General features: G+C 77.4%; 21 protein-coding genes, 1 tRNA gene and 1 other RNA gene. 12 read left to right on the top strand and 11 right to left on the bottom strand.

Features of this window, described 5'->3' with window-relative positions; genetic code table 11:
- Positions 1 to 5: 5 nt before the first annotated feature.
- Complete coding sequence (locus ACRYMN_RS11460) at positions 6 to 191, bottom strand: hypothetical protein (RefSeq protein ID WP_432495086.1); 186 nt, start codon at positions 189 to 191, stop codon at positions 6 to 8.
- Positions 192 to 246: 55 nt separating this feature from the next.
- Between ACRYMN_RS11460 and map the strand changes: the two genes are divergently transcribed.
- The 5 genes from map (at position 247) to ACRYMN_RS11435 (ending at position 4,012) form a co-directional block, all read left to right on the top strand.
- On the top strand, positions 247 to 1,137 hold the full coding sequence (gene map / locus ACRYMN_RS11455) for a type I methionyl aminopeptidase (protein ID WP_432495085.1): 891 nt from the start codon (positions 247 to 249) through the stop codon (positions 1,135 to 1,137).
- A 98-nt stretch (positions 1,138 to 1,235) separates the two neighbouring features.
- Positions 1,236 to 1,436, top strand: coding sequence for a PspC domain-containing protein (locus ACRYMN_RS11450; RefSeq protein ID WP_432495083.1), 201 nt, complete (start codon positions 1,236 to 1,238; stop codon positions 1,434 to 1,436).
- Between the two features lie 119 nt (positions 1,437 to 1,555).
- Positions 1,556 to 2,299, top strand: coding sequence for a polyphosphate--glucose phosphotransferase (gene ppgK / locus ACRYMN_RS11445; protein ID WP_432495106.1), 744 nt, complete (start codon positions 1,556 to 1,558; stop codon positions 2,297 to 2,299).
- A gap of 61 nt (positions 2,300 to 2,360) precedes the next feature.
- Positions 2,361 to 3,356: an LLM class F420-dependent oxidoreductase gene (locus ACRYMN_RS11440; protein WP_432495104.1), complete on the top strand. Its 996-nt coding sequence runs from the start codon at positions 2,361 to 2,363 to the stop codon at positions 3,354 to 3,356.
- A 77-nt stretch (positions 3,357 to 3,433) separates the two neighbouring features.
- The gene (locus ACRYMN_RS11435; RefSeq protein WP_432495081.1) at positions 3,434 to 4,012 is read left to right on the top strand and encodes a DUF6083 domain-containing protein; all 579 of its coding nucleotides are present in this window, start codon (positions 3,434 to 3,436) and stop codon (positions 4,010 to 4,012) included.
- A 61-nt stretch (positions 4,013 to 4,073) separates the two neighbouring features.
- Here the strand turns inward: ACRYMN_RS11435 and ACRYMN_RS11430 are convergent, their stop codons facing one another.
- Positions 4,074 to 4,355, bottom strand: coding sequence for a hypothetical protein (locus tag ACRYMN_RS11430; protein ID WP_432495079.1), 282 nt, complete (start codon positions 4,353 to 4,355; stop codon positions 4,074 to 4,076).
- A gap of 157 nt (positions 4,356 to 4,512) precedes the next feature.
- An RNA gene (rnpB, locus tag ACRYMN_RS11425) (RNase P RNA component class A) lies at positions 4,513 to 4,900 on the bottom strand.
- Positions 4,901 to 4,964: 64 nt separating this feature from the next.
- On the opposite strand from rnpB, the gene ACRYMN_RS11420 reads away from it, so the two are divergent.
- The 3 genes from ACRYMN_RS11420 (at position 4,965) to ACRYMN_RS11410 (ending at position 8,766) form a co-directional block, all read left to right on the top strand.
- Positions 4,965 to 5,708, top strand: a complete 744-nt coding sequence (locus tag ACRYMN_RS11420; RefSeq protein ID WP_432495077.1) for a YaaA family protein — start codon at positions 4,965 to 4,967, stop codon at positions 5,706 to 5,708.
- A gap of 33 nt (positions 5,709 to 5,741) precedes the next feature.
- On the top strand, positions 5,742 to 6,890 hold the full coding sequence (locus ACRYMN_RS11415; RefSeq protein ID WP_432495075.1) for an SLC13 family permease: 1,149 nt from the start codon (positions 5,742 to 5,744) through the stop codon (positions 6,888 to 6,890).
- 79 nt (positions 6,891 to 6,969) lie between these two features.
- Entirely contained in the window at positions 6,970 to 8,766 is a 1,797-nt protein-coding gene (locus ACRYMN_RS11410; RefSeq protein WP_432495073.1) for a bifunctional metallophosphatase/5'-nucleotidase, read from the top strand.
- 37 nt (positions 8,767 to 8,803) lie between these two features.
- Here ACRYMN_RS11410 and ACRYMN_RS11405 read toward each other — a convergent pair whose 3' ends face one another.
- From ACRYMN_RS11405 to ACRYMN_RS11380, 6 genes are all read right to left on the bottom strand, one after another.
- A complete protein-coding gene (locus ACRYMN_RS11405; protein WP_432495071.1) occupies positions 8,804 to 9,985 on the bottom strand; it encodes a bifunctional RNase H/acid phosphatase in 1,182 nt (393 codons plus the stop codon).
- Entirely contained in the window at positions 9,982 to 10,725 is a 744-nt protein-coding gene (locus tag ACRYMN_RS11400) for a zinc ribbon domain-containing protein (protein WP_432495069.1), read from the bottom strand. Before ACRYMN_RS11400 ends, ACRYMN_RS11405 begins: the two co-directional genes overlap by 4 nt.
- Positions 10,726 to 10,733: 8 nt before the next feature.
- Complete coding sequence (locus ACRYMN_RS11395) at positions 10,734 to 11,549, bottom strand: Nif3-like dinuclear metal center hexameric protein (RefSeq protein ID WP_432495102.1); 816 nt, start codon at positions 11,547 to 11,549, stop codon at positions 10,734 to 10,736.
- A 109-nt stretch (positions 11,550 to 11,658) separates the two neighbouring features.
- Positions 11,659 to 11,731, bottom strand: a tRNA-Val gene (locus tag ACRYMN_RS11390).
- 60 nt (positions 11,732 to 11,791) lie between these two features.
- Complete coding sequence (locus tag ACRYMN_RS11385) at positions 11,792 to 12,235, bottom strand: redoxin domain-containing protein (protein WP_432495067.1); 444 nt, start codon at positions 12,233 to 12,235, stop codon at positions 11,792 to 11,794.
- 53 nt (positions 12,236 to 12,288) lie between these two features.
- A complete protein-coding gene (locus tag ACRYMN_RS11380; protein WP_432495065.1) occupies positions 12,289 to 12,717 on the bottom strand; it encodes a DUF3052 domain-containing protein in 429 nt (142 codons plus the stop codon).
- 231 nt (positions 12,718 to 12,948) lie between these two features.
- Between ACRYMN_RS11380 and fdhD the strand changes: the two genes are divergently transcribed.
- The 4 genes from fdhD to ACRYMN_RS11360 all read left to right on the top strand — a co-directional run bounded on the left by fdhD (position 12,949) and on the right by ACRYMN_RS11360 (position 19,821).
- On the top strand, positions 12,949 to 13,911 hold the full coding sequence (fdhD, locus tag ACRYMN_RS11375) for a formate dehydrogenase accessory sulfurtransferase FdhD (protein WP_432495063.1): 963 nt from the start codon (positions 12,949 to 12,951) through the stop codon (positions 13,909 to 13,911).
- A 57-nt stretch (positions 13,912 to 13,968) separates the two neighbouring features.
- Positions 13,969 to 16,725: a pyruvate dehydrogenase (acetyl-transferring), homodimeric type gene (gene aceE / locus ACRYMN_RS11370; RefSeq protein ID WP_432495061.1), complete on the top strand. Its 2,757-nt coding sequence runs from the start codon at positions 13,969 to 13,971 to the stop codon at positions 16,723 to 16,725.
- A gap of 242 nt (positions 16,726 to 16,967) precedes the next feature.
- Positions 16,968 to 18,563: an MFS transporter gene (locus ACRYMN_RS11365; protein WP_432495059.1), complete on the top strand. Its 1,596-nt coding sequence runs from the start codon at positions 16,968 to 16,970 to the stop codon at positions 18,561 to 18,563.
- A 97-nt stretch (positions 18,564 to 18,660) separates the two neighbouring features.
- Positions 18,661 to 19,821: a glycosyltransferase gene (locus ACRYMN_RS11360; RefSeq protein WP_432495057.1), complete on the top strand. Its 1,161-nt coding sequence runs from the start codon at positions 18,661 to 18,663 to the stop codon at positions 19,819 to 19,821.
- Positions 19,822 to 19,916: 95 nt separating this feature from the next.
- Here the strand turns inward: ACRYMN_RS11360 and ACRYMN_RS11355 are convergent, their stop codons facing one another.
- Together ACRYMN_RS11355 and ACRYMN_RS11350 are read right to left on the bottom strand one after the other, a co-directional pair.
- Complete coding sequence (locus ACRYMN_RS11355) at positions 19,917 to 20,849, bottom strand: glycosyltransferase family 2 protein (protein ID WP_432495055.1); 933 nt, start codon at positions 20,847 to 20,849, stop codon at positions 19,917 to 19,919.
- Positions 20,850 to 21,023: 174 nt separating this feature from the next.
- Complete coding sequence (locus ACRYMN_RS11350) at positions 21,024 to 23,816, bottom strand: alpha/beta fold hydrolase (protein ID WP_432495053.1); 2,793 nt, start codon at positions 23,814 to 23,816, stop codon at positions 21,024 to 21,026.
- Positions 23,817 to 24,028: the final 212 nt, after the last annotated feature.

Genomic DNA, 24,028 nt, shown 5'->3' with positions numbered 1-24,028 from the left:
GTGGGTCACCAGTCGTCCTCCTCCTCGTCCCTGAGGTCCTCCGCCTCGGTGCGCGCCCGCGCCAGCTCGGGGGCGCGCGCGGCCTCCTCGCGGGTGGCGTACGGGCCCAGGAGGAACTTCGCCGGGCCGCGGTGCTCGGAGTCCTGCACCTCACCCGTGCGCGTGTCGTAGTAGTACGGTCCTGCGCTCACGGCAGCCATCCTGGCCCCTCCGGCGCGCCGGCGCACCCGACCTAGACTCGCGCCCATGAGCACCGGCACGGCCCAGCCCGGCGGCACCGCCCCCCTCGGCGACCTCGTCCCCGGGACGGTGGGCCCGCGCCGGGCGGTGCCGGCCGCGATCGCCAGGCCGGAGTACGTCGGCAAGCCGGCGCCGGCGCCCTACACCGGCCCGCACGTGCTGGACGCCGAGACGGTCGAGCGCGTGCGCCGCGCCGGCCGGCTGGCCGCGCGCGCGATGCAGGAGGCCGCGCGCAGCATCGCCCCGGGGGTGAGCACCGACGAGCTGGACCGGGTGGCGCACGAGTTCCTGTGCGACCACGGCGCCTACCCCTCCACGCTGGGCTACCGCGGCTTCCCCAAGTCGCTGTGCTCCAGCGTCAACGAGGTCGTCTGCCACGGCATCCCCGACTCCACGGTGCTGCGCGAGGGCGACATCGTGAACCTGGACGTGACCGCCCACCTCGACGGCGTGCACGGCGACACCAACGCCACCTTCCTCGTCGGCGAGGTGGACGAGGAGTCCCGGCTGCTGGTCGAGCGCACCCGCGAGGCCACCCGCCGCGGCATCGCGGCCGTGGCGCCGGGCCGGGCGGTCAACGTGATCGGCCGCGTCATCGAGGCGTACGCCAAGCGCTTCGGCCACGGCGTGGTGCGCGACTTCACCGGCCACGGCGTCGGCCCGGCGTTCCACTCCGGCCTGGTGGTGCCGCACTACGACGCCGCGCCCGAGCACGGCACGGTCATGGAACCGGGCATGGTCTTCACGGTGGAGCCGATGCTGACGCTCGGCACGCACGAGTGGGACCTGTGGGAGGACGGCTGGACCGTCGTCACGCGCGACCGCCGGCGCACCGCGCAGTTCGAGCACACGCTCGTCGTCACCGAGACCGGCGCGGAGGTCCTGACGCTGCCCTGAGCCGCGCGCCGGGCCGGCCCCGGGCCGGGCCGGCCGGGCACCGGCGCCCGGGCCCGCTCGTTGACCCGGCACCACCGCCCCGACGAGAGGAGCCCCCCGTGAACGGCCTGGTCCGTCCCTCCCGAGGCCGCGTGCTGGCCGGCGTGTGCGCCGCGCTGGGCCGCCGCTTCGGCCTGTCCGCCACCGTCGTGCGCCTGCTGTTCGTCCTCTCGTGCCTCCTGCCGGGGCCGCAGGTGCTGGTGTACCTGGCGCTGTGGGTCCTCGTGCCCGCCGAGGGCTCCCGGCGCGCGCTGCGCTGAGCCCGGTGCGTCCGCGCGACGCGGGGCGCCCGGGTGCCTAGGCTCGCGCCGTGAGCACCCCCACGGAGTCCAGCAGCGGCCTTCCCGAGACCCCCGCGCCGGCGCGCCCGGCGCTCGCCCTGGGCGTGGACATCGGCGGCTCGGGCATCAAGGCCGCGCCGGTGGACCTCGCCGCAGGCGAGTTCCTCGCCGAGCGGGTGCGCCTGGAGACCCCGCAGCCGGCCACCCCCGCGGCCGTCGCCCCGGTCGTGGCCGAGGTGCTGTCCGCCTTCGCCGACGTGCCCGCCGACGCGCCGATCGGCATCACGTTCCCGGCCGTGGTGCAGCACGGCATCACGCGCACCGCGGCCAACGTGGACGCCTCCTGGATCGGCACCGACGCCGAGGCGCTGTTCTCCGACGCGCTGGGGCGGCAGGTGCTCGTCGTCAACGACGCCGACGCCGCCGGGTACGCCGAGACCGCCTTCGGCGCGGCCAAGGGCGTCAAGGGGGTCGTGGTCGTCACCACCCTGGGCACCGGCATCGGCAGCGCCATCGTCGTGGACGGCAAGCTCGTGCCCAACACCGAGCTGGGCCACCTGGAGATCGGCGGGCACGACGCGGAGAAGAAGGCCGCCGACTCCGCGCGCGAGCGGCACGACCTGTCCTGGCAGCAGTGGGCCAAGCGCCTGCAGCGCTACTACTCCCACCTCGAGGACCTGCTGTGGCCGGACCTCATCGTCGTCGGCGGCGGGGTGAGCAGGAAGCACGAGAAGTTCCTGCCGCTGCTGGACCTGCGCACGCCCATCGTGCCGGCGGGGCTGCGCAACGACGCGGGCATCATCGGCGCGGCCTCGCTGGCCGCGGCGCGCCCGCGCGGCTGAGCACCCGCCCCGGCGGGAGGTGGCCTAGGCGTACTAGGGTCGCGCCATGAGCGACGCGACGCTGCGGTTCGGACTCTTCGTCCCCCAGGGCTGGCGGCACGACCTGGTCGGGGTGGCCCCCGCCGAGCACTGGGCGACGATGCGCGGGCTGGCGCAGCGCGCCGACGCCGGTGACGTGTGGGAGTCCATCTGGGTCTACGACCACTTCCACACCGTGCCCGAGCCCACCGAGGAGGCCACGCACGAGGCGTGGACCCTCATGGCCGCCTTCGCCGCGGCCACCGAGCGCATCCGCCTGGGGCAGATGTGCACGTGCATGGCCTACCGCAACCCCGCCTACCTGGCCAAGGTCGCCGCCACCGTCGACGTGGTCAGCGGCGGGCGCGTGGAGATGGGCATCGGCGCCGGCTGGTACGAGCACGAGTGGCTCGCCTACGGCTACGGCTTCCCCGGTGCCGGCGAGCGCCTGGCGCGCCTGGCCGAGGGCGTGCAGATCATGCGGCAGGCGTGGACGGAGGGGGTCTCCACCTTCGCCGGCGAGCACTACACCACCGACGGCGCGATTGTGCGCCCGCTGCCGCTGCAGGAGGGCGGCATCCCGCTGTGGATCGCCGGCGGCGGTGAGCGCAAGACGCTGCGGTTCGCGGCGCAGTGGGCGCAGTACACGAACTTCGACGGCACCCTGGAGGGGTTCACGCACAAGTCGCGGGTGCTCGAGGAGCACTGCCGCGACCTGGGCCGGGACCCCTCGGAGATCACCCGCAGCGCCAACTACAACGTGGCCATCGGGCGCGACGAGGCCGAGGTCGCCGAGCGCGTGGCCGCGCGCCGCGCGCAGCTGGAGGGGCACGTCAGCGCCGAGGCCGTCGAGCGGGAGCTGACCGGGCTGGACGCGAGCACCCCGTGCGTGGGCACCCCCGAGCAGATCGTCGAGAAGCTCAAGCCGATCGTCGAGGCCGGCATGACGTACCCGATCCTCAACTTCGCCGAGGCCGCCACGGACACCAGCGGCATCGAGCTGTTCGAGCGCGAGGTCGTGCCGGCCCTGCGCGGCTGAGGCGCGGCCGGGGCGGGGGCGGGCGGGTGTCGTCGGGCGGGGCGGGTGCTGTCGGCGGCGGCGGGCAGGCTGGGGCCGTGGAGGAGCACGCACCGGTCGGCGCCGGGGAGCCGGGGAGCGCCCCGCCCCCGCTGTGCGCGTTCTGCGGCGGCACCGAGGACGTCGGCGAGCAGGAACGCCTGGGCGTGCGCGTGAGCGTGTGCGCCCGGTGCACCGCCCGCTTCGCCCGCGCCCGCACCGGCGCCCCGGAGCCGGCGCCGCAGGCGCCCTCCCCGGGGGTCGGGCTGCCGCCGACGCTGGGGCAGCACTCCCCCGAGGTGCTGCGGCACCTGGCGCGCGTGGCGCGCAGCGCGGCCGCCCGGCCCTTCACCGAGGAGGAGTGCGCCCGCTGCGGCGGCGCCGTGCACGCCTACCCCGGCGCCGACGGCGAGGTGGTGCGGCTGGCCAAGGACGCCGTGCTGGCCACGTCCATCCCCGTGGGCGACCGCTGGCGGGTGCGCGGCGGGCGCGCCGAGCGCGCCGGCGACGACCCCGAGCAGGTCGGCGCGCGCGTGCTGCACGCGCTGGTGTGCGGCGCGGGTCCCGAGCCGGCCAACCCGCGCCTGGCGCAGGCCTGGCGCGCCCACCGCGCCGGCGGGGGCGAGCCGGCGGAGTGAGCCCTGCCGAGTGAGCCCTGCGGAGTGAGCCCCGCGGCGCGCTCCGGGGGCGCCCGGGCGCCTAGCCGCCCAGGGCCGGCAGCACCGCGTAGACGACCGTGAGCACCACCCAGAAGACGGTCACCAGCCAGCACACCACCAGCGCCGCGCTCGACAGGCGCGGCGAGCGGGTGCCGCGGCGCTTCGCGTGCGCGACGACGATCCCCACCAGCGAGGTCAGGCCGCCGGTGAGCAGGCCGCACACGCCCAGCACCAGCGCCACCGCGGCGGCCGCGTCGGTCCCGCCGGCCCGGGGGGTCGGCGGCAGGGTCGCGGGCGGGTGCGGCACGGGCTGGTGGCTCACGGGGTCTCCCGGGGTCGGCGGTGCACCCGTGGACCGGGGCGGCCGCGACGCTACCGGCGGCGCGAGCGCCCCACCCGCCGCGGCGGGCGGTGGCGCCGCGCCGCGTCAGGTTCCTGCCCGCGGGTGCCCGCGCGGGCGCGCGCGGGGGCCCCGAGGGGGGACGAGCCGGCCTGTAAGCCGGATCCTGTGCCGGCGGGGGTCTTGCGACCCGCCACCGGCGGCGGCCATCCCTCTACGACGTGCGTCGCCGCACGCCTCCAGCGACCTACCCGGCAGCTCGGGCGGGCCGCCCTCGAACGCTGCCTGTCTGGTCTTGCTCCGGGTGGGGTTTGCCGAGCCGCACCGGTCACCCGGTGCGCTGGTGGTCTCTTGCACCACCGTTTCACCCTTACCGCCCCGGCTCGCGCCGGGGAGGCGGTCTGTTCTCTGTGGCACTGTCCCGCGGGTCACCCCGGGTGGGTGTTACCCACCACCCTGCCCTGTGGAGTCCGGACTTTCCTCGGCGGCCCGGTCGCCCGGGCCGACGCGACCGCCCGGCCGACTCGTCCACCCCGAGGGTAGCGCGACCCGCGGGCCGCCCCGCGCGCGCGGCGCCTAGGCTGCCCCCTCGTGCTCGTGCTGCTGCCCCCGTCGGAGTCGAAGTGGGCCGGGCCGGCGCGCGGCGCCCCGGTGCGGCTGGCCTCGCTGTCGCACCCGGAGCTGACGGGGGCGCGCGAGCGGGTCCTCGACGCGCTGGTGGCGCTCTCCGCCCGCGAGGACGCCCCGGCGCTGCTGGGCGCCGGCGCCGGCCTGGCGGCGGTGGTGCGCGCCAACACCACGCTGCGCACCCGCCCCGCCGCCCCCGCCTCGCGCGTGTACACCGGGGTGCTCTTCGACGCGCTGGACCTGCCCTCGGTGCCGGCGGCCGCCGCGCGGCGGGTGCTCGTCGTCTCCGCGCTGTGGGGGGTGCTGCGCCCGGGCGACCGGGTGCCCGGGTACCGGCTGTCCATGGGCACCGACCTGCCGGGCACGGGGCCGCTGGCGGCGTTCTGGCGCCCGCACCTGGGCGCGGCGCTGGCCCCCTCCGGCGTCGTCGTGGACTGCCGCTCGGCCGCCTACGCCGCGGCCTGGGCGCCGGACGCGGCCACCGCGGCGCGCACGGTGCGGGTGCGGGTGCTGCGCGCGGGCCGGGTCGTCTCGCACGCCGCCAAGCACACCCGCGGGCTGCTGGCCCGGCACCTGCTCACCCGCGCCGGGCGCGCCCCGCGCACCCCCGCCGAGCTGCTCGACGCCACCGCGGGGGCGTTCGGGGCGCAGCTGCTGGAGCCGGAGCGGGCCGGGACGCCGTGGACGCTGGAGGTCGAGGCGGCGTGAGGCGCGGGCGACGGCGGGCCGGGGCCCGCTGAGGTGTGGTGGGCGTGCGGGCTGGCGGGGCTGGCCGTGGTCGCCACCGGCCTGGCCGGGCCGGTGCAGGTCGCCGAGGTGGCGCACCGCGCCGGGCCGGTGCTGGCCTTCCTGCTGGCGGTGACGGTGGTGGCCGAGCTGGCCGACGAGGCCGGGGTCTTCGACGCGGCGGCGCGCCTGGCCGCGCGCGCCGGGCGCGGGCGCACCTGGCGGCTGTGGCTGCTCGTCGTGGTGCTGGGGGTGCTGGCCACCACCGTGCTGTCCCTGGACACCACCGCGGTGCTGCTGACCCCGGTGGTGCTGTCCCTGGCCGCGCAGCTGCGCCTGGACCCGCTGCCCTTCGCGCTGACCACGGTGTGGCTGGCGAACACCGCCTCGCTGCTGCTGCCGGTCTCCAACCTGACCAACCTCATCGCCCTGGACGCGCTGGAGGACCTCGGCGTGCGCGGCACCGGCGGGTTCGTCGCGCTGACGTGGGCGCCGGCGCTGGCCGGGGCGGGCGCAGCGGTAGCGGTGCTGGCGCTGGTGCACCGGCGGTCCCTGCGCGGCGGCTACGGCGCCGCCCCGCCGGCCCCGCCGCGCGACCCGGTGCTCTTCGGCACCGCCGCGGTGGTCTGCGCCCTGCTGGCGCCGGCGTTCGTCAGCGGCGTCGAGCCGGCGGTGCCGGCCACCGCGGCGGCGCTCGTGCTGGTCGCGGTCTTCGCGCGCCGGCGCCCGGGGGCCCTGCGCCCGGCCCTGCTGCCGTGGCGCACGGTGGTGCTGGTCTCGGGCCTCTTCCTCGTGGTGGAGGCCGCGCAGGCGCACGGGCTGACGGACCTGCTGCGGCCGGTGGCCGGCACCGGGGAGGGCCTGGGCGCGCACCTGCGGCTGGCCGCGACGGCGGCGGTGGGGGCCAACGCCCTGGACAACCTGCCCGCCTACCTCGCCGCCGAACCGCTGGCCGGCAGCCCGGCGCGCCTGGTGGCGGTGCTGGCCGGGGTGGACCTCGGTCCGCTGGTGACGCCGTGGGCCTCGCTGGCGACCCTGCTGTGGCTGGAGCGCTGCCGCGCGCGCGGCGTGCACGTGCCGCTGACGCGCTTCGCGGCGCTGGGGCTGCTGGGCGCGACGGCGAGCGTGGGCGCGGCGGTGCTGGCGCTGCAGCTGACCAGCTGACCCGGGGGCGCACGCGCCGCCCGGCGCCGCCCGGCGGGTCCGTAACCTCCCGGTCACCTGGGGCGGGTGTAGTGGCCCCATGCACCTACTCCCCACCCCCGGGCGGCGCGCTCGACGCACCGGCGCCGCCCTCAGCGCCGCCGCCCTGCTCACCGGGCTCGGCGCCACCGCGGGCGCCGGCAGCGCCGCCGCCGTGCCCGCCCCGCCCTCGATCACGCTGGTGTCGATGACCGACGTGCACGGCCACGTCCTGGACTGGGACTACTTCGCCGGCAAGCCGTACGCCGCCGGGCAGGGCCTGGGCCTTGCGCGCGTGTCCACGCTGGTGGACCGCGTGCGCGCCGAGCGCGGCGACGCCTCCACCCTCGTGGTCGACAACGGCGACGCCCTCCAGGGCACCCCGCTGACGTACTACTACGCCCGCCAGGAGCCGGTGACCACCACCGGCGTGGAGCACCCGATGGCCCAGGCGTACGACACCATCGGCATCGACGCGCAGGTCGTGGGCAACCACGAGTTCAACTACGGCCTGGACACCCTGGAGAAGTACCGCTCGGACCTGAACGCCCCGCTGCTGGGCGCGAACGTGGTCGACCAGCGCACCGGCGCGCCGTACCTGCGCCCGTGGGTGCTGCGCTCGGTCGAGCCCACCGGCGGCGGCAAGCCCGTGAAGGTCGGCATCCTGGGCCTGACCACCCCCGGCTCGGCCGTGTGGGACAAGCAGAACGTCGAGGGGAAGCTCACCTTCGACGACGTGGTCGCCACCGCGCAGCGGGAGGTGCCGCGGATGAAGGCGGCCGGCGCCGACGTCGTCGTGGTGCTCTCGCACTCGGGCCGCTCGGGGCCCTCCTCCTACAGCGAGGCGGAGCTGGGACCGGAGAACGTCTCCGACCGCGTGGCCGCCGAGGTCGCCGGCGTGGACGTCGTCGTGGCCGGGCACAGCCACCAGGACCTGCCGCAGGCGTGGGTGCGCTCCACCGCCACCCCCGGCAAGGAGGTCCTCGTGACCCAGCCGTACCGCTGGGGCGCCTCTGTGACCGCCACCCGCCTGGAGCTGGACAAGGAGCGCGGCCGGTACTCCGTGAGCGGCGCCGACGTGCAGGACCTGCGCGCCGCCGACGCCCCCGAGGACCCCGAGGTCGTCGAGGCGGTCGCCGACGAGCACCGCAGGACCGTCGAGTACGTGGACCAGGTGGTGGCCACCTCGACGCAGGAGCTCCCCGCCACGGACTCGCGCTGGCGCGACACCCCGCTCATCGACTTCATCCAGGACGTGCAGACCGACACCGTGCGCGAGGCCCTGGCCGGCACCCCCGACGGGGAGCTGCCGGTGCTCTCGATCGCGGCGCCGTTCAGCCGCACCGCGGTGTTCCCGCGGGGCGAGGTCAGCGTCAAGGACGTCGCCGGGCTGTACGTGTACGACAACACGCTGCAGGCGGTGCGGATGACCGGCGCGCAGGTGCGCGACTACTTGGAGAAGTCCGCGCAGTACTACGCGCAGGTGCCGCCGGGGAACCCCGCGGACCCCGAGTCGCTGGCCACCGGCGCGACGCCGGACTACGACCTCGACCAGCTCGCGGGCGTGGAGTACGAGCTGGACCTGTCGCGGCCGGCCGGCTCGCGGGTGGCGTCGCTGACCCTGGACGGCGCGCCCGTCGCCGACGAGCAGCAGTTCGTCGTCGCGGTGAACAACTACCGCCGCTCCGGCGGCGGGCAGTTCCCGCACATCGCCACCGCCCCGGTGGTCTACGACGCGCAGGCGGAGATCCGCCAGCTGCTCATCGACCGCGCCCAGGCCACGGGCACGATCGACCCGGCCGACTTCGCGGTGGAGAACTGGTGGCTCACCGCGGGCGGCGAGCGCCTCTTCGGCTGAGGCCCGTTCGGCTGAGACCCGCCGGGCGCGGGGCCGCTCAGACGCGGTTGACGGCCACGACCTCGCTGGAGCCGTCGGCGTGCAGGCGCAGCAGCGTGCGCGAGGCGGGGTCGACGCGGATGCGCCGCTGCACCTGCGCACCGCAGCCCAGGCTCTGGCGCAGCAGCACCCGCAGCGGGTCGCCGTGGGTGACCAGCACGACGCGCCGACCGGCCCACCGCGAGCGCAGCGCCGCGGCCGCCTCGCGCACCCGCTGCTCCACCGCGCTCAGCGCCTCGCCGCCGGGCGGTGCCACGGCCGGGTCCTCGGACCAGGCGGCGTACTGCGCCGGCCAGCGGCGCACCACCTCCGCGGCGGTGCACCCGTCCCAGTCGCCGAAGTCCGTCTCGTCCCACAGCGGGTCGGCCAGCACCGGTGCGCCGACGCGCTCGGCGATCACCTCGGCCGTCTGGCGCGAGCGGCGCATCGTGGAGGTCAGCACGACGTCGGCGCCGCGCACCTCCTCGCAGCCGGCCACCCGCTGCGCCTGCTCCAGCCCCGCGGCGGACAGCCCCGGGTCCTCCCCGTGCCGGCCCGACAGGCGGCCCTGCTCGGTCAGCGGCGTGGCGGCGTGGCGCACCAGCACCAGGTCCACCGGCTCGCCGGCGGCGGCCGGGCGCGCGGCGGCACCGGAGGACGCGGCGGCACCGGAGGACGCGGCGGCACCGGAGGACGCGGCGGCACCGGAGGACGCGGCGGACGACGCGGCGGAGGACGCGGAAGACGACGCGGTCGAGGTGGTGGAGGCGCGCTGCCACTGCCGCCCGGCGGCCGCGGCGTCCATGGCCTCGTTGGCCAGGCGGTCGGCGTGGGCGTTCTGCGCGCGCGGGATCCAGCCGTAGTCGACGCGACCGGCCGGCAGCACCGCGCGGGCCTCCTCGGCCAGGCGGCGCATGTCGGCGTGCTTGACCTGCCAGCGCCCGGACATCTGCTCGACGACGAGCTTGGAGTCCATGCGGACCTCCACGCGCGCGTCGGGGTCGATCGCGGCGGCGGCGCGCAGGCCGGCCAGCAGCCCGCGGTACTCGGCGACGTTGTTCGTGGCGCGCCCGATGGCCTCGGCCACCTCCGCGAGCACCTCGCCGGTGGCGGCGTCCTTGACGAGCGCGCCGTACCCGGCCGGGCCGGGGTTGCCGCGCGAGCCGCCGTCGGCCTCCACGCGCAGGCGGCGAGCGCTCACAGGCCGGACTCGGCGGTGCGCACGAGGATGCGCCCGCACTCCTCGCAGAAGACGACCCGGTCGGCCGGGGCGGCGCGCACGGCGGCGAGGTCGGAGGCGTTCAGCTCCAGGCGGCAGCCCTCGCAGCGGCGCCCGCGCAGCAGGGCCGCGCCCACCCCGCCGCGGGTGGCGCGGGTGCGCTCGTACAGCTGCACCAGCCCGTCGTCGACGGTGGAGGCGATCGCCTGGCGGCGGGCCAGGGCGGCGCGCTCCTCGACGGCGACCTCCTCCAGCACCGCGTCGCGGCGGCGGGTGGCGTCCTCGGCCTGGGCGGCCAGCTCGCCGTCGGTGGTGGCCAGCTCGGCGGCGGCGAACTGCGCCTGCTCCAGCTTCTCCATGGCCTCCAGCTCGGCGTCCTCCAGGACGCCCTGGCGCCGCGCCAGCGACTCCAGCTCGTGCTGCAGGCCCTGCAGGTCCTTGGCACTGCCGGACCCGGCGTTGAGGCGGGCGGTGTTGCGCTCGGCGCGCTCGCGCACCTGGGCGACGTCGCCCTCGGCCTTGGCGACGGCGCGCTCGGCGTCGGAGAGCAGGGCGCGCGCGGCGACGAGCACGTCGCCGACGCGGCGGCGCTCGGCCGCCAGCGAGTCCAGCTCCGCCTGCTCCGGGACGGTGGCGCGCCGGTGGGCCAGCTGCGCCAGCCGGACGTCGACGGCCTGCAGGTCCAGCAGCTTCTGCTGGTCGATCGCCGGTGCGTCGGGCATCCGCCGGGTCACTCTCCTCGACTGGGCACGCGCAGCGCCCAGGGGTCGGTGCGCGTGGTGGACACGTGGGCGTCCACGGTACGGCCGCGCGCGGCCAGCCCCGTCACCAGGCGGTCTGCGCACCCGGCCAGCCACGGCCACTCGCTGGCCCAGTGGGCCACGTCCACCAGGTGCGGGGTGCCCGCGGCGCCCAGCGCGGCGCCCTCGCGGGCCTCGGAGGCGGGGTGGTGGCGCAGGTCGGCGGTGACGAAGACGTCGGCGCCGCTGGCGCGCACCCGCGCGAAGAGGGAGTCGCCGGAGCCGCCGCACACGGCCACGCGCCGCACGGGCGCGTCGAGGTCGCCGGCCACGCGCACGCCCTGCTCGGTGGCCGGCAGGGCCTGCGCGACGCGCTCGGCGAAGTCGCCCAGGCGCTGGGGGGCCGGCAGGGTGCCCACGCGCCCGATGCCCAGCTCGGGGCGGTCCGGCTCCTGCTCCAGCGGCTCCAGCGGCTCCAGGTCGTCCAGGTCCAGCACGCGGGCCAGGGCGTCGGAGACGCCGGGGGCGGCGGCGTCGGCGTTGGTGTGGGCCACGTGCAGGGCGCAGCCGCCCTCGATGAGGCGGTGCACCAGGCGGCCCTTGGCGGTGGTGGCGGCCACCGAGGAGACCGGGCGCAGCAGCAGCGGGTGGTGCACCAGCAGCAGGTCGGCGCCCGACGCCAGCGCCTCCTCGACGACGGCCTCGACGGGGTCGACGGCCAGCAGCACGCGCCGCACGGGGCGGGCGGGGTCGCCGCAGACCAGGCCGACGGCGTCCCAGGGCTGCGCCCAGCGCGCGGGGTGCATGCCCTCGAGGACCTCGAGCACCTCCCCGAGGGTGGGGGTCGTGCCCGTCGCGGTCGGCGCGCTCGTCGGCGCGGGGGTCGTGGCAGCCACGGGCGCACCCTAGCGGCGGTGGGCCCGGCCGGGTTCGAACCGACGACGGCCGCGGTGTAAGCGCGGTGCTCTACCAGCTGAGCTACGGGCCCGCGCCGGCGCGCGGCCGGCCGCGGCCACGGTAGCGCCCCGCGCGCGGCGGGGACGGGCGCTCAGCGGGAGGGGCTCAGCGCCTCCAGCGCGGCGCGGTGGGCGGGCAGCGAGCGCGGCGCGCCGGCCGGGCCGCTCAGCGTCCACACCACGCGGCCGTCGCGCACCAGCAGCGAGAGGCGCTCGCTGGTGCCCAGCTCCTCGTCGAAGGCGCCCAGCGCGCGCGAGACGGCGCCGTGCGGCCAGAAGTCGGACAGCAGCGGGAACGGGTAGTGCCGGTCCTCGCCCCACGCGCGCAGCGCCGGGACCGGGTCGCACGAGAGCGCGGCCAGCTGCACCCCGGCGTCGTCGAAGCGCTCCACGTCGTGGGCCAGCGCCCCCAGCTCGGCGGTGCAGTGCGTGGAGAACGCCGCGGGCACCAGCACCAGCAGCGCCGGGCCCTCGGCCCACAGCTCCGAGAGCCGCACCGGCTCGCCGTGCTGGTCGCGCACCACCGCCCCGGGCACGGGGAAGGCGGACCCCGCGCGCGGCGCGGCGCCGGCGCCCGGGGCGGGCGCGCTCAGCGGCGCCCGCCCTTCGGGGTGGTCATGCGCGTGCCGGCCCAGTTCGCCGAGGCGCTGACGCTGGAGGTGGCGTGCAGCCCCGCGGTGGGGGCGGCCTCGTCGATCTCGGAGGCGGGCACGTGGCCCGGGCGGCCCTTCTTGGGCGTCAGCAGCCACACCACGCCCCCGTCGGCGAGGTTGGTGATGGCGTCCACCAGGGCGTCGACGAGGTCGCCGTCGCCGTCGCGGTACCAGCACAGGACGACGTCGGCGACGTCGTCGGCGTCCTCGTCGAGCAGCTCGCCGCCGACCAGGTCCTCGACGGCGAGCCGGAAGTCGTCGTCGACCTGCTCGTCCCAGCCGAACTCCTGAACGAGCTGGCCGGGCTTGAAGCCCAGCTTGGCCACTGCCGCCGTGTCGGCGGCAGGGTCCGCGGTCGCGCCCACGTGCTGTCCTGCCTTCCCTCTGCCCCCGAGCGGGGGTCCTCCGTGCTCCGTGACCTCCTAGTCCAGCCCACCGGGCCCCCCGCGCGCAAGGCGGCCGCGCCCGCCGGGTGCCCGCGCGGGCGGCGCCCGGCCCCCGGTCGGGGGTCGAGCGGGGTGCCCGTCGAGCGCCGGCGAGGTGCCCGCGGGGTGCCCGCGGGGGCGCGCCGGCGGCCCGCGTGGGAGCCTGTGCGCGTGGGACGGGTCACGACGCGCACGCGCACCGAGCGGGTCGACCTGCGCCCGGGAGGCGCGCGCGGGGAACGGGTGGACACCCTGGCGGTGGAGGAGCCGCTGCAGGTGGAGGTCGCCGGCGAGCAGCTGACCGTGACGATGCGCACCCCCGGCGACGACGTGGACCTCGTGCTGGGCTTCCTGCACGCCGAGGGGCTGCTGGGCGGCGCGGAGGACGTCGTGGCGCTGCGGCACTGCACCGACCTCGGCGAGGACGGGCAGCCGACGTACAACGTGGCGCAGGTCACTCCCCGGCCGGGCAGCCGGCTGGCCGGCGAGCGCGTCGCGCGGCCGTTCACGACCACCTCGGCGTGCGGGGTGTGCGGCTCGGCCAGCGTGGAGCAGGTGCTCGCGCGGGTGCCGGCCCCGCTGCACGCCGACGACGTGCGCCTCGACCCGCAGGTGCTGGAGTCGCTGCCGGGGGCGCTGCGCGCGCACCAGGCCGCCTTCGAGCGCACCGGCGGCCTGCACGCAGCGGGCCTGTTCGACGCCGAGGGCCGGCTGCTGTGCCTGCGCGAGGACGTCGGGCGGCACAACGCGGTGGACAAGGTCGTCGGGTGGGCGCTGCGCACCGGCGCGCTGCCGCTGCGCGGGCGGGTGCTGGTGGTCAGCGGCCGCGCCTCCTTCGAGCTGGTGCAGAAGGCCGCGATGGCCGGGGTGCCGGTGCTGGCGGCCGTCTCGGCCCCGTCCTCGCTGGCGGTCTCCCTGGCGCGGGAGGCGGGCATGACGCTCGTGGGCTTCCTGCGCCCGCCCACGGCCAACGTCTACGCCGGCGGGCACCGCCTGCGCGGCCCCTCCGGCGCCACCGCGGGGGCCGGCGCGGGGGCCGGCGCGGGGGCCCTGGCGGGGGTGGGCGCTGACGGGTCCGGGCAGGGGACCGCCGAGCGGGTCCCGGGTGCGGTGGCGACGGCGGCGCCGGAATAGCCTTGCCCCGTGCCCGCTGACCGCGGGCCGACGGACGACAGCGGGAGGACCACCACCGTGGCCAGACGCGACGACGCGGGGAACGGCCCCGCGGGGCTCGGCCCCATCCTCAACGGGCTGCCCAGCCAGCTGCCCGACATCGACCCCGAGGAGACCGCGGAGTGGCTGGCCTCCCTGGACGGGGTCGTCGACGAGCGCGGGAAGAACCGCGCCCGCTACCTGATGCTGCAGCTGCTGCAGCGCGCCCGCGAGCAGCAGGTGGGCGTGCCCAGCCTCACCGCGACCGACTACATCAACACCATCGGGCCCGAGTCCGAGCCGTGGTTCCCCGGCGACGAGGACGTCGAGCGCCGCTACCGCGCCTGGATCCGCTGGAACGCGGCCGTCATGGTGCACCGGGCGCAGCGGCCCGGCATCGGCGTGGGCGGGCACATCTCCACGTACGCGTCGTCGGCGACGCTGTACGAGGTCGGCTTCAACCACTTCTTCCGCGGCAAGGACCACGCCGGCGGCGGCGACCAGGTCTTCATCCAGGGCCACGCCTCCCCCGGGGTGTACGCGCGCGCCTTCCTCGAGGGCCGCCTGAGCGCCGAGCAGCTCGACGGCTTCCGCCAGGAGGTCTCCGCGGCGCCGAACGGGCTCTCGTCCTACCCGCACCCGCGCCTGATGCCGGACTTCTGGGAGTTCCCCACGGTGTCCATGGGCCTGGGCCCGGCCAACGCCATCTACCAGGCGCAGTTCAACAAGTACCTGCACAACCGCGGCATCAAGGACACCTCGCAGCAGCACGTGTGGGCGTTCCTGGGCGACGGCGAGATGGACGAGCCGGAGTCGCGCGGGTTCGCGCAGCTGGCCGCCTACGAGGAGCTGGACAACCTCACCTTCGTCGTCAACTGCAACCTGCAGCGCCTGGACGGGCCGGTGCGCGGCAACGGCAAGATCGTGCAGGAGCTCGAGGCGTTCTTCCGCGGCGCGGGCTGGAACGTGATCAAGGTCCTGTGGGGCCGCGAGTGGGACTCCCTGCTCGCCGCCGACTCCCAGGGCGCGCTGGTCAACCTCATGAACGCCACCCCCGACGGGGACTACCAGACGTTCAAGGCGGAGAACGGCGCCTACGTGCGCGAGCACTTCTTCGGCCGCGACGAGCGCACCGCCAAGCTGGTGGCCGGCATGAGCGACGACGAGATCTGGGCGCTCAAGCGCGGCGGCCACGACTACCGCAAGGTCCACGCGGCCTACCGCGCGGCCACCCAGCACACCGGGCAGCCCACGGTGGTCCTCGCCAAGACCATCAAGGGCTACGGCCTCGGCCCGCACTTCGCCGGCCGCAACGCCACCCACCAGATGAAGAAGCTGACGCTGGAGGACCTCAAGCTCCTGCGCGACTCGCTGCGCATCCCGATCAGCGACGAGCAGCTGGAGAAGGACCCGTACCGCCCGCCGTACTACCACCCCGGCGACGGCGACGAGGCGATCCAGTACCTGCGCAAGCGCCGCGCCGACCTCGGCGGCCCGGTGCCGCAGCGCCGCGTGCAGCACGCGCCGCTGCACCTGCCCGCCGACGAGTCCTACAAGATCGCCGCCAAGGGCTCGGGCAAGCAGGAGATCGCCACGACCATGGCGTTCGTGCGCCTGCTCAAGGACCTCATGCGCGACAAGGAGTTCGGCAAGCGCGTCGTGCCGATCATCCCGGACGAGGCCCGCACCTTCGGCATGGACTCGCTGTTCCCGACGATCAAGATCTACAACCCGCACGGGCAGAACTACACGTCGGTCGACCGCGAGCTGATGCTGGCCTACAAGGAGTCGGTCGAGGGCCAGATCCTGCACGTGGGCATCAACGAGGGCGGCTCGGTGGCGGCGTTCACCGCAGCGGGCTCCTCGTACGCCACGCACGGCGAGCCGATGGTCCCGCTGTACATCTTCTACTCGATGTTCGGCTTCCAGCGCACCGGCGACAACCTCTGGGCGGCCGCGGACACCATGGCGCGCGGCTTCCTCATCGGCGCCACCGCCGGGCGCACCACCCTGACCGGCGAGGGCCTGCAGCACGGCGACGGGCACTCGCTGCTGCTGGCGGCGACGAACCCGGCGGTCGTCTCCTACGACCCGGCGTACGCGTACGAGATCGGGCACATCGTCAAGGACGGCCTGCGCCGCATGTACGGCGACGAGCCGGAGAACGTCATGTACTACCTGACGGTCTACAACGAGCCGATGGTGCAGCCGGCCGAACCGGCCGACGTGGACGTCGAGGGCGTCGTGCGCGGCATGCACCGCGTGTCGGTCGGGCAGGGCGAGGGGCCGCGCACGCAGCTGCTCGCCTCCGGCGTCGGGGTGGCCTGGGCCCTGGAGGCGCAGCAGCTGCTGCGCGACGACTTCGGCGTCGTGGCGGACGTGTGGTCGGTGACGAGCTGGAACGAGCTGCGCCGCGACGGCCTGGCCTGCGACGAGCACGCGTTCCTCAACCCCGGCGAGGAGCCGCGGGTGCCGTTCATCACCCGCAAGCTGCAGGACGCCGCCGGTCCCGTCGTCGCGGTCAGCGACTGGATGCGCGCGGTGCCCGACCAGGTGCAGCCGTGGGTGCCCGGCGACTTCGCCTCGCTGGGCGCGGACGGCTTCGGCATCTCCGACACCCGCGCCGCCGCGCGCCGGTACTTCCACATCGACGGCCCCTCGGTGGCCGTGCGCGCTCTGGAGATGCTGGCGCGCCGGGGCGAGGTGGACTGGCGCGCCCCGGGGCAGGCGATCGAGAAGTACCGGCTGCACGACGTGCGCGCCGGCCGCAGCGGCAACGCCGGCGGGGAGAGCTGACCGCTCCCCCGCCGCGTCCGGGAACCCCGCACCGCCCCGGCGGTGCGGGGTTCCCGCGCGTGCGGGCGGGTGCGCCGCGCCGGTGGCAGGACCCTGCCGCTCCCGGCGGCGGGCTGACCCGAGGTGCCGGTCCTGTTCCGCGCCCGCCGCGGCGCGGGGAGGGTGGCGGGTAGACCCCGCACCGCTCCCCCGGAGGACACGTGGCCTCGCCGCCCGACACCGCACACGCCCCCCTCCCCGCGGTGAGCACCGCGCCCGCCGCGCGCGACGCGTCCGCCCCGGCGGCCGCACCCGCCGCGGGACGCCTGCGCGCGATCCTGGTGCTGCTGTGCACCTCCCTCGGCCTGGTCATCGCGGCGAACTCCTCGCTGGCCGTGGCGCTGCCGTCGGTGGGCGCGGACCTGCGCGCCGACCAGGGCGCGCTGACGTGGGCGGTGGACGCGTACTCCCTGCTGTTCGCGGCCCTGCTGCTGCCGGCGGGCATCGCCGCGGACCGCTTCGGCCAGCGCGCGCTGCTGGTGGGCGGGCTGCTCGTCTTCGGCGGCGCGAGCCTGGCCTCGGCCTTCGCCGGCTCCGCGGAGGTGCTCATCGCCCTGCGCGCGGTCGCCGGGGCGGGCGCGGCAGCGGTCTTCCCCGTCACCCTGGCCGCGCTGGTCTCCGCCTACCCGCCCGAGCGGCGCGGCTTCGCGGTCGCGGTGTGGTCGGGCGTCAGCGCCGGCGGTGCCGTGGTGGGCCTGCTGGCCGCCGGGGCCCTGCTGGAGCTGTTCTGGTGGGGCAGCGTGCAGGTGCTCTTCGGCGTCGGTGCCCTGCTGCTGGTGCCCGGCGCGCTCGTGCTCGTCGGCCAGCACCGCGACCGGCGCCTGTCGCTGGACCTGCCCGGCGCGCTGCTGGCGGTGGTGGCGCTCACGGGCCTGGTCTACGGGGTCCTGGAGGCGCCGCTGCACGGCTGGACGTCCGGGCGCGTCCTGGTGCCGATCGCCGTCGGGGCGCTGGCCGGCGTCGGCTTCGTGCTGCGCGAGCTGCGCACCGACTCCCCCGCGCTGGACGTGCGCGCCTTCCGCAGCCGCGGCCTGGCCGTGGGCAGCCTGCTCGTCTCGGCGCAGTTCTTCACCGCCTTCGGGCTGTTCACGCTGCTGCCGCAGTACCTGCAGGTCGTGCCGGGCTACTCGCCGCTGCAGGCGGCGCTGGTGCTGCTGGCCATGTCGGTGGGCGCGGGCATCGGCTCGGCGACCATGGGTGCGCGCGGCGCCGCGTGGGGCTGGCGCGGCCCGGCCGCCACCGGGCTGCTGCTCATGGCGGCCGGCTTCGCCGGGCTGTCGCTGGCCGCCGGGGACGGCCGGCTGTGGTCGGTGCTGGCCGCGCTGGTGCTCTTCGGCGCCGGCTTCGGCGCCTCGATGGTGCCGGGCACCTCGCTGATCCTGGACGGCCTGCCGCCCGAGCGGCGCTCGGTGGCCAGCGCCGTCAACGACATCACCCGCGAGGTGGGCGGCGTGCTGGGCATCGCCGTGCTCTCCAGCGTGCTGGTCTCCACCTACCGCGAGGACCTGGCCCCGGCGCTGGTGCTGCTGCCCGAGCCGCTGGCCGACCTCGCCCTGGACGGCGCCGGGCCCGCGCAGGCGGCCGCCGGGCAGCTCGGGCCCGCCGGCGCGGACCTGCGCGCGGCCGTGGGCGACGCCTTCGCCTCCGGCCTGGCCGACGCCTTCGCCGTGGCCGCGTGCTTCCTCGTGGTCGCCGGCCTGGTGTGCGGGGCCCTGGCCCCCAGCCGGCGCCGCCCCGGCCGGCACGTGCGCCGCCGGCAGGTGCCCGCGCCGCGCACGCCCGCGCGCGGAACGGCCTGAGACCACCCCCGCCGGCACCCGCCGGGCCCCCAGTCCCGCCGGGCGCCGCCCGGGACGTGCCAGCGCCGACGCCGACGATCGAGCACCTGGAGGAACCGTGCGAGTCCTGGTCAGCACGCTGCCCGCGTTCGGGCACGTCTACCCCGTCATGCCCACCGCCGAGGCGCTGCGCGCCGCCGGCCACGAGGTCGTCGTCGCCACCGGCGGCACCCCCGCCGACCGGCTCTCGGCGGCCGGGTGGCGCGTCGAGCGCGTGGACGTGAGCATCGAGGGCGCCGTGGGGCGGGTGATGCGCTCGCAGCCGGAGCTGGCGCGCCTGGCGCCGCCCGAGCGCTGGCGGGTGGCCGCGGCCATGTTCGGCGACGTGCTGGCCTGCGACGTCGACCGGCTGCTCGGCCTCGTCGTGGAGTCCGTGCGCCCCGACGTCGTGCTCTACGAGGAGCTGGCCATGGGGGCCGCGGTGGCCGCCGCCCGCGCCCACGTGCCGGCGGTGCGGCACGGCGTGGGGCCCTGGTCGCCGGCGCCGATGGAGGCCGCCTGCGCCGAGCAGCTGACCCGCCTGGGACGCAGCGACGGCGACCCGACCTTCCCCGCCGGCCCGGAGGTCTTCGGGCGCCTGCACCTGGACGTGTGGCCGCCGGCCCTGGGCGTGCCCGGCGCGCAGCTGCCGCTGCCCAGCACGCCGCTGCGCCCGCAGTCGTGGAGCGAGCAGGACCAGCCGGTGCCGGGGTGGCTGACGCAGCCGCGCGAGCGCCCGGTGGTGTACCTGACGCTGGGCACGGTCGCCGCCGGCGAGGTCGGCGTGCTGCGCACCGTCCTGGAGGGCCTGCGCGGGCTGGGCGTGGAGGTGCTGGCCGCGGTCGGGCCGGCGCTGGACGTCGCCGAGCTGGGCCCGCTCGAGCCCGGCGTGCACGTGGAGCGCTTCGTGCCCGCCGCGCGCGTCTTCCCCCTCGTCGACGTGGTCGTGCACCACGGCGGCAGCGGGACCCTGCTGGGCGCGGCGGCCGAGGCGCTGCCGCAGCTGGCGCTGCCGCAGCGCGCGCACGACCAGTTCCCCAACGCCGTGGCGCTGGCCGCCCAGGGCTGCGGGCTGGGCCTGCGCCCGGAGGAGCTGAGCGCCGAGGCCGTGCACGACGCCGTGCACCGCCTGCTCACCGACCCCTCGCACCGCGCGGCCGCCCGCGAGCTGGCCGCGCAGATCGCCGCGATGCCCGCGCCGGAGTCGGTGGTGGACGTCCTGGGCGCCCTCACCGGCTGACCGGCCCGCGCCCCCGCCCGGCCGAGCCTTGACGCCGGAGCCCCACCGCGGGGCCCGGCACGCACGAGGGGGCCGACGGACGGGTCGGCCGGCGGTCAGCCGGCGCTCAGGGCCCCGCGCCCGGGCAGCTCCACGGCGCCCGCGCCGCCCAGCTCCACCGCGGCGCCCTCGCGCAGGTCCACCACCTCGGGCCCGGGAGCCGCCGCCGCCGCGGGCACCTGGGCGGCGGCCGGGTGCGGGCCGTGGGCCTGGTGCGGCAGGCGCACCGGCACCGGCGCCGGCGCCGGGACCCTGGCGGCCGGGCGCGCCCGCTCCACCAGCAGCGCGCGCAGCACGCGCACGCCGTCGCGGAAGGTGTTGAGGTTGCTCTCCCCGAACAGGCGCGGGTGCTCGAAGCTGGGCACCTCGCTGATGGTCAGCCGGGCCTTGGCGATGCGCGTGTTGATGAGGGTCTCGATCTCGAACCCGTCGCCCCAGTGGCGCTCGTCGACCACCTCACCGCCGTGGTCGAGCTCGAGCACCGGCAGGCAGCTGGCCCAGAACGCGTTGTAGCCGTAGCACAGGTCGGTGTACCGGGTGCCGAACAGGACGTTCGCGGCCGCGTTGAGCAGGCCGTTCCCCCAGCGGCGCACCAGGGTGATGTCGTCGCTGCCACCGCCGGCGAGGAACCGGCTGCCCTTGGCGAAGTGCGCCCCGGCGGTCAGCGCCTCGAGGAACCTGGGGATCTCGCGGGGGTCGGCCGAACCGTCGGCGTCGAGCATGACGACCACGTCGCCGGTCACGGCGGCGAAGCCGCACGCGAGCGCGTTGCCCTTGCCGCGGCGGTTCTGCAGGACCACCTTCACGTCCGGTCGCAGCCTCCTGGCCGTCTCCACGGTGCCGTCGACGCTGCGCCCGTCCACGACGATGACCTCGTGCACCTCGGGCATGAGGGCGAAGACGTGCGGCAGGTTCTTGGCCTCGTTGTAGGTGGGGACGACGACGCTGATGCGCGGTGCCGCCTCCGGTGCTCGGGCGGTGTGGTCCATCGGTGCTCCCTGGTGGGGCGGCGGAGATCGGTGGTTCGGCTTCGTCGGGGTCTGGTTCGTCGGGGTCTGGTCCGTCGGGGTCTGGTCCGTCGGGGACTGGAGCGGTTCGGCACGAGGCTCGCACGGCGGGGCGGTCCAGGACCCTGCAGGACGTGGCAGGGGCCTGACGGGTGCTCAGCGCACCGCTGCCCGCAGTTCCGCGCCCACCACCGCCGCGAGGTCGGCGGCGTGGGGGTCGCGCAGCACGGAGTTGTGGTCGCACTCCAGGTGCAGGAACTCGTGCGGGCCGGTCAGCAGGCCCCGCCACGGGGCGGGCCCGTCGGGGTTGCCCAGCAGCTGCACGCAGACCGCGCGGCCCGCGTAGGGCTGCACGCGGTGGCGCCGCGCGACGACGTGGCCGTGGTCGTGCATGACCTCGCCCTGGCGCGGCCCGAAGCGCACCACCCCGGCCAGCGGGACCCGCAACCGCTGCGGCACCGCGTGCAGCGGCGGCAGCCCGTCCGGCAGCACCCGTTCCAGCACCGCGCGCAGCGGTCCCCGCGCGCGCCGGGACGCGCCCGCCGCTCCCCCGGTGCCCCCGCTCACCGCGGGTCCCCCGGGTCCCCCGGGTTCCAGGCGTTCCCCGGGTTCCTCGGGTTCCCCGGGTTCCAGGGACCCTCCGGGTTCCCCGGGTCCTGCGGCGGGGCCGGGTCCCGCGGCGGCGGTGCGCGGCAGGTAGGTGTCCACCAGCACCACGCTGGCCACCTCCTCGCCCGCCTCGCGCAGCCGCCGGGCCACCTCCAGCGCGACCAGCCCGCCCATGGAGTGGCCCACGAGCACGTACGGCCCGCGCGGCTGCACCAGGCGCAGCTCGCGCAGGTGCCGGCGCGCGGCGGCGGCCACGGTCAGGTCCGGCAGGGCGCGCGCCTCCGAGCCGCGCGCCTGGAACGCCACGACCGCGCGGCCGGGCAGGTGCGCGGCCAGCGAGGTGAACGACATCCCCAGCGCGCCGGCGCCGGCGAAGCAGAACAGCACCGGCGCCGCGGCCGGGGCGCGCAGCGCCACCGCCGTGGGGTGGCGCGGCAGCGCGGCCGGTCCCGCCGCGACGCGCCGGGCGAACTCGCGCAGCGTGGGCGCCTCGAGCAGGTCCCCGGCGAGCAGCTCGACGCCGAAACCCTCCTCCACCCGCGCCAGCATCTCCTCCACCGTCAGCGAGTCGGCGCCGAGCTGCTGGAAGTCGTCCTCGCGCCCGACGCGCGCCGCGGCGGTGCCCTCCAGGCCCAGCAGCTCCGACCACAGCCGGGCCAGGCGCACCTCGGTGTCCGTGCTCGGCGGCTCGGACGGCGCGCGCGGCGGCACCGGCGGCAGCGCGCCGCGGTCCACCTTGCCGCGCTCGTTGTGCGGCAGCGCGGTCAGCGGCACCACGTCGGCGGGGACCATGTACTCCGGCAGGTGCGCGCGCAGCCGTCGCCGCAGGGCCGCGGGCGACTCCACCGGCTCGCCCGGCACGGGCGCGACGTAGGCGACCAGGCGGTGCGTGCCCGCGGCCTCCACGGCCACCACGACCGCCTCCGCCACGGCGGGCGAGGCCAGCAGCGCGGCCTCCACCTCCGCCAGGTGCACCAGGTACCCGCGCACCTTCACGGCCCCGTCGAAGCGGCCCAGCAGGTGCAGGGTGCCGTCGGCGTCCAGGCGGCCCAGGTCGCCGGTGCGGTAGGTGCGCCGGCCGTCGGGGGCGGTGCTGAAGCGCTCCGCGGTGCGCTCGGGGTCGCCCCAGTAGCCGGCGGCCAGGGCGCTGGAGGTGACGAACACCTCGCCGGTGCCGCCCGCCGGCGCCGGCGTCCCGTCGGGCAGCAGCACGCTGACGTCCTTGCCCGGCTCGGGCAGGCCGGCGGGCAGGGCGCCCTGCGGCACGGGCTCGCCGCACACGACGCGGAACGAGGAGATCGGGCCGGTCTCGGAGGAACCGGGCCAGTTGAAGAACTCCGTGCCCGGGCGCACCCGCGCGGCCAGCTGCTCCACGTCGCGGCCGTGCACGGCCTCGCCCGCGGTGGTCACCAGCCGCAGCGTGGTCAGCGCGGCCCCGGCCGGCACCGCGGCCAGCACCGAGCGCAGCAGGTGGGGGGTGGCGTGGAACGTGGTCACCGCGTCGCGCCGCACGCCCTCGGCGACGGCGCGCGCGCCGTGCTCGCGCGGGTCCAGCAGCCACGTGCAGGCGCCGTTGAGCAGGGCCGTGGCCAGGACCACGGCCCCGGCGGCGAAGGACGGCGGCAGCACCAGGGCCACGCGGTCCTCGGGCACGACCCCGAAGCGCTCGCGCGCCGTGCGGGCGGCGCTCAGCAGCCAGTCGTGCGTGAGCAGCACGCCCTTGGGGCGGCCGGTGGAGCCGGAGGTGAACACCACCAGCAGCGGGTCGGCGCCGGAGCCGGCGGCGTCGGGCAGCTCCCCGGCCGGCGCACCCGGCGCGCCCGGCGCGTGCGCCCCGGTGCCGTCGCGCAGCAGCTCGGCGGTGCCGACGACGTCGGGCACGTGGGCGGCCAGCTCGCCGGCGCGCTCGGGGCGGGTGCCGTCGGTCAGGCAGGCGGCCACGCCCGCGGCGGCGCACACCTCGCGCAGCCGCGCCGCGGGCAGCTGCGCGTCCAGCGGCACCACGACCCGCCCGGCGAGCGCGGCGGCCAGCAGGGCCGTCAGGCCGTCGACGGAGGAGCCGACGAGGACGGCGACCGGGCCCTCTCGCCCGTCCAGGCGCCGCAGCAGGGCCCGCGCCAGCAGCGCGGCGCGCTCGTGGGCCTGCCGGTACGTCAGCTCCCGGCCGGCGGCGGCGAACGCCGGGCGGTCCGGCTGCTGCGCGGCGAGCTGGGCGAAGCGGGCGGTGAACGAGCGCGGCCACCCCCGCCCCGGGTCCGTCGCGGCCGCGGCGTCCCGCCGCGCCCGGGGCAGCGCGGGCGAGGGCTGCGCGGCCACGGGGGTGCTGTCCAGGTCCACCATGGGCTCCAGCGTGCCGCAGGCGGCGGCGCGCGGGCCCGGCCCGCGGGGCCCGCCCGCTCCCGGGTTCCCGCCCCGCCGGGCAGGTCCGCGCCCGGCGCTGGCAGGTCCGCGCCAGGACGCCGGCGAGGGGGCCGCGCGGGCGGCGCCGTCACCCACGATCGCCCCTGCAGGAGCACCGCTCGCAGGGGGGCCGCCGAGCCCCCCGGGAGGAG

The organism is Kineococcus gypseus, from assembly GCF_050871305.1.
GTDB lineage: Bacteria > Actinomycetota > Actinomycetes > Actinomycetales > Kineococcaceae > Kineococcus > Kineococcus gypseus.
This window is presented reverse-complemented; position numbering and strand designations above follow the sequence as displayed.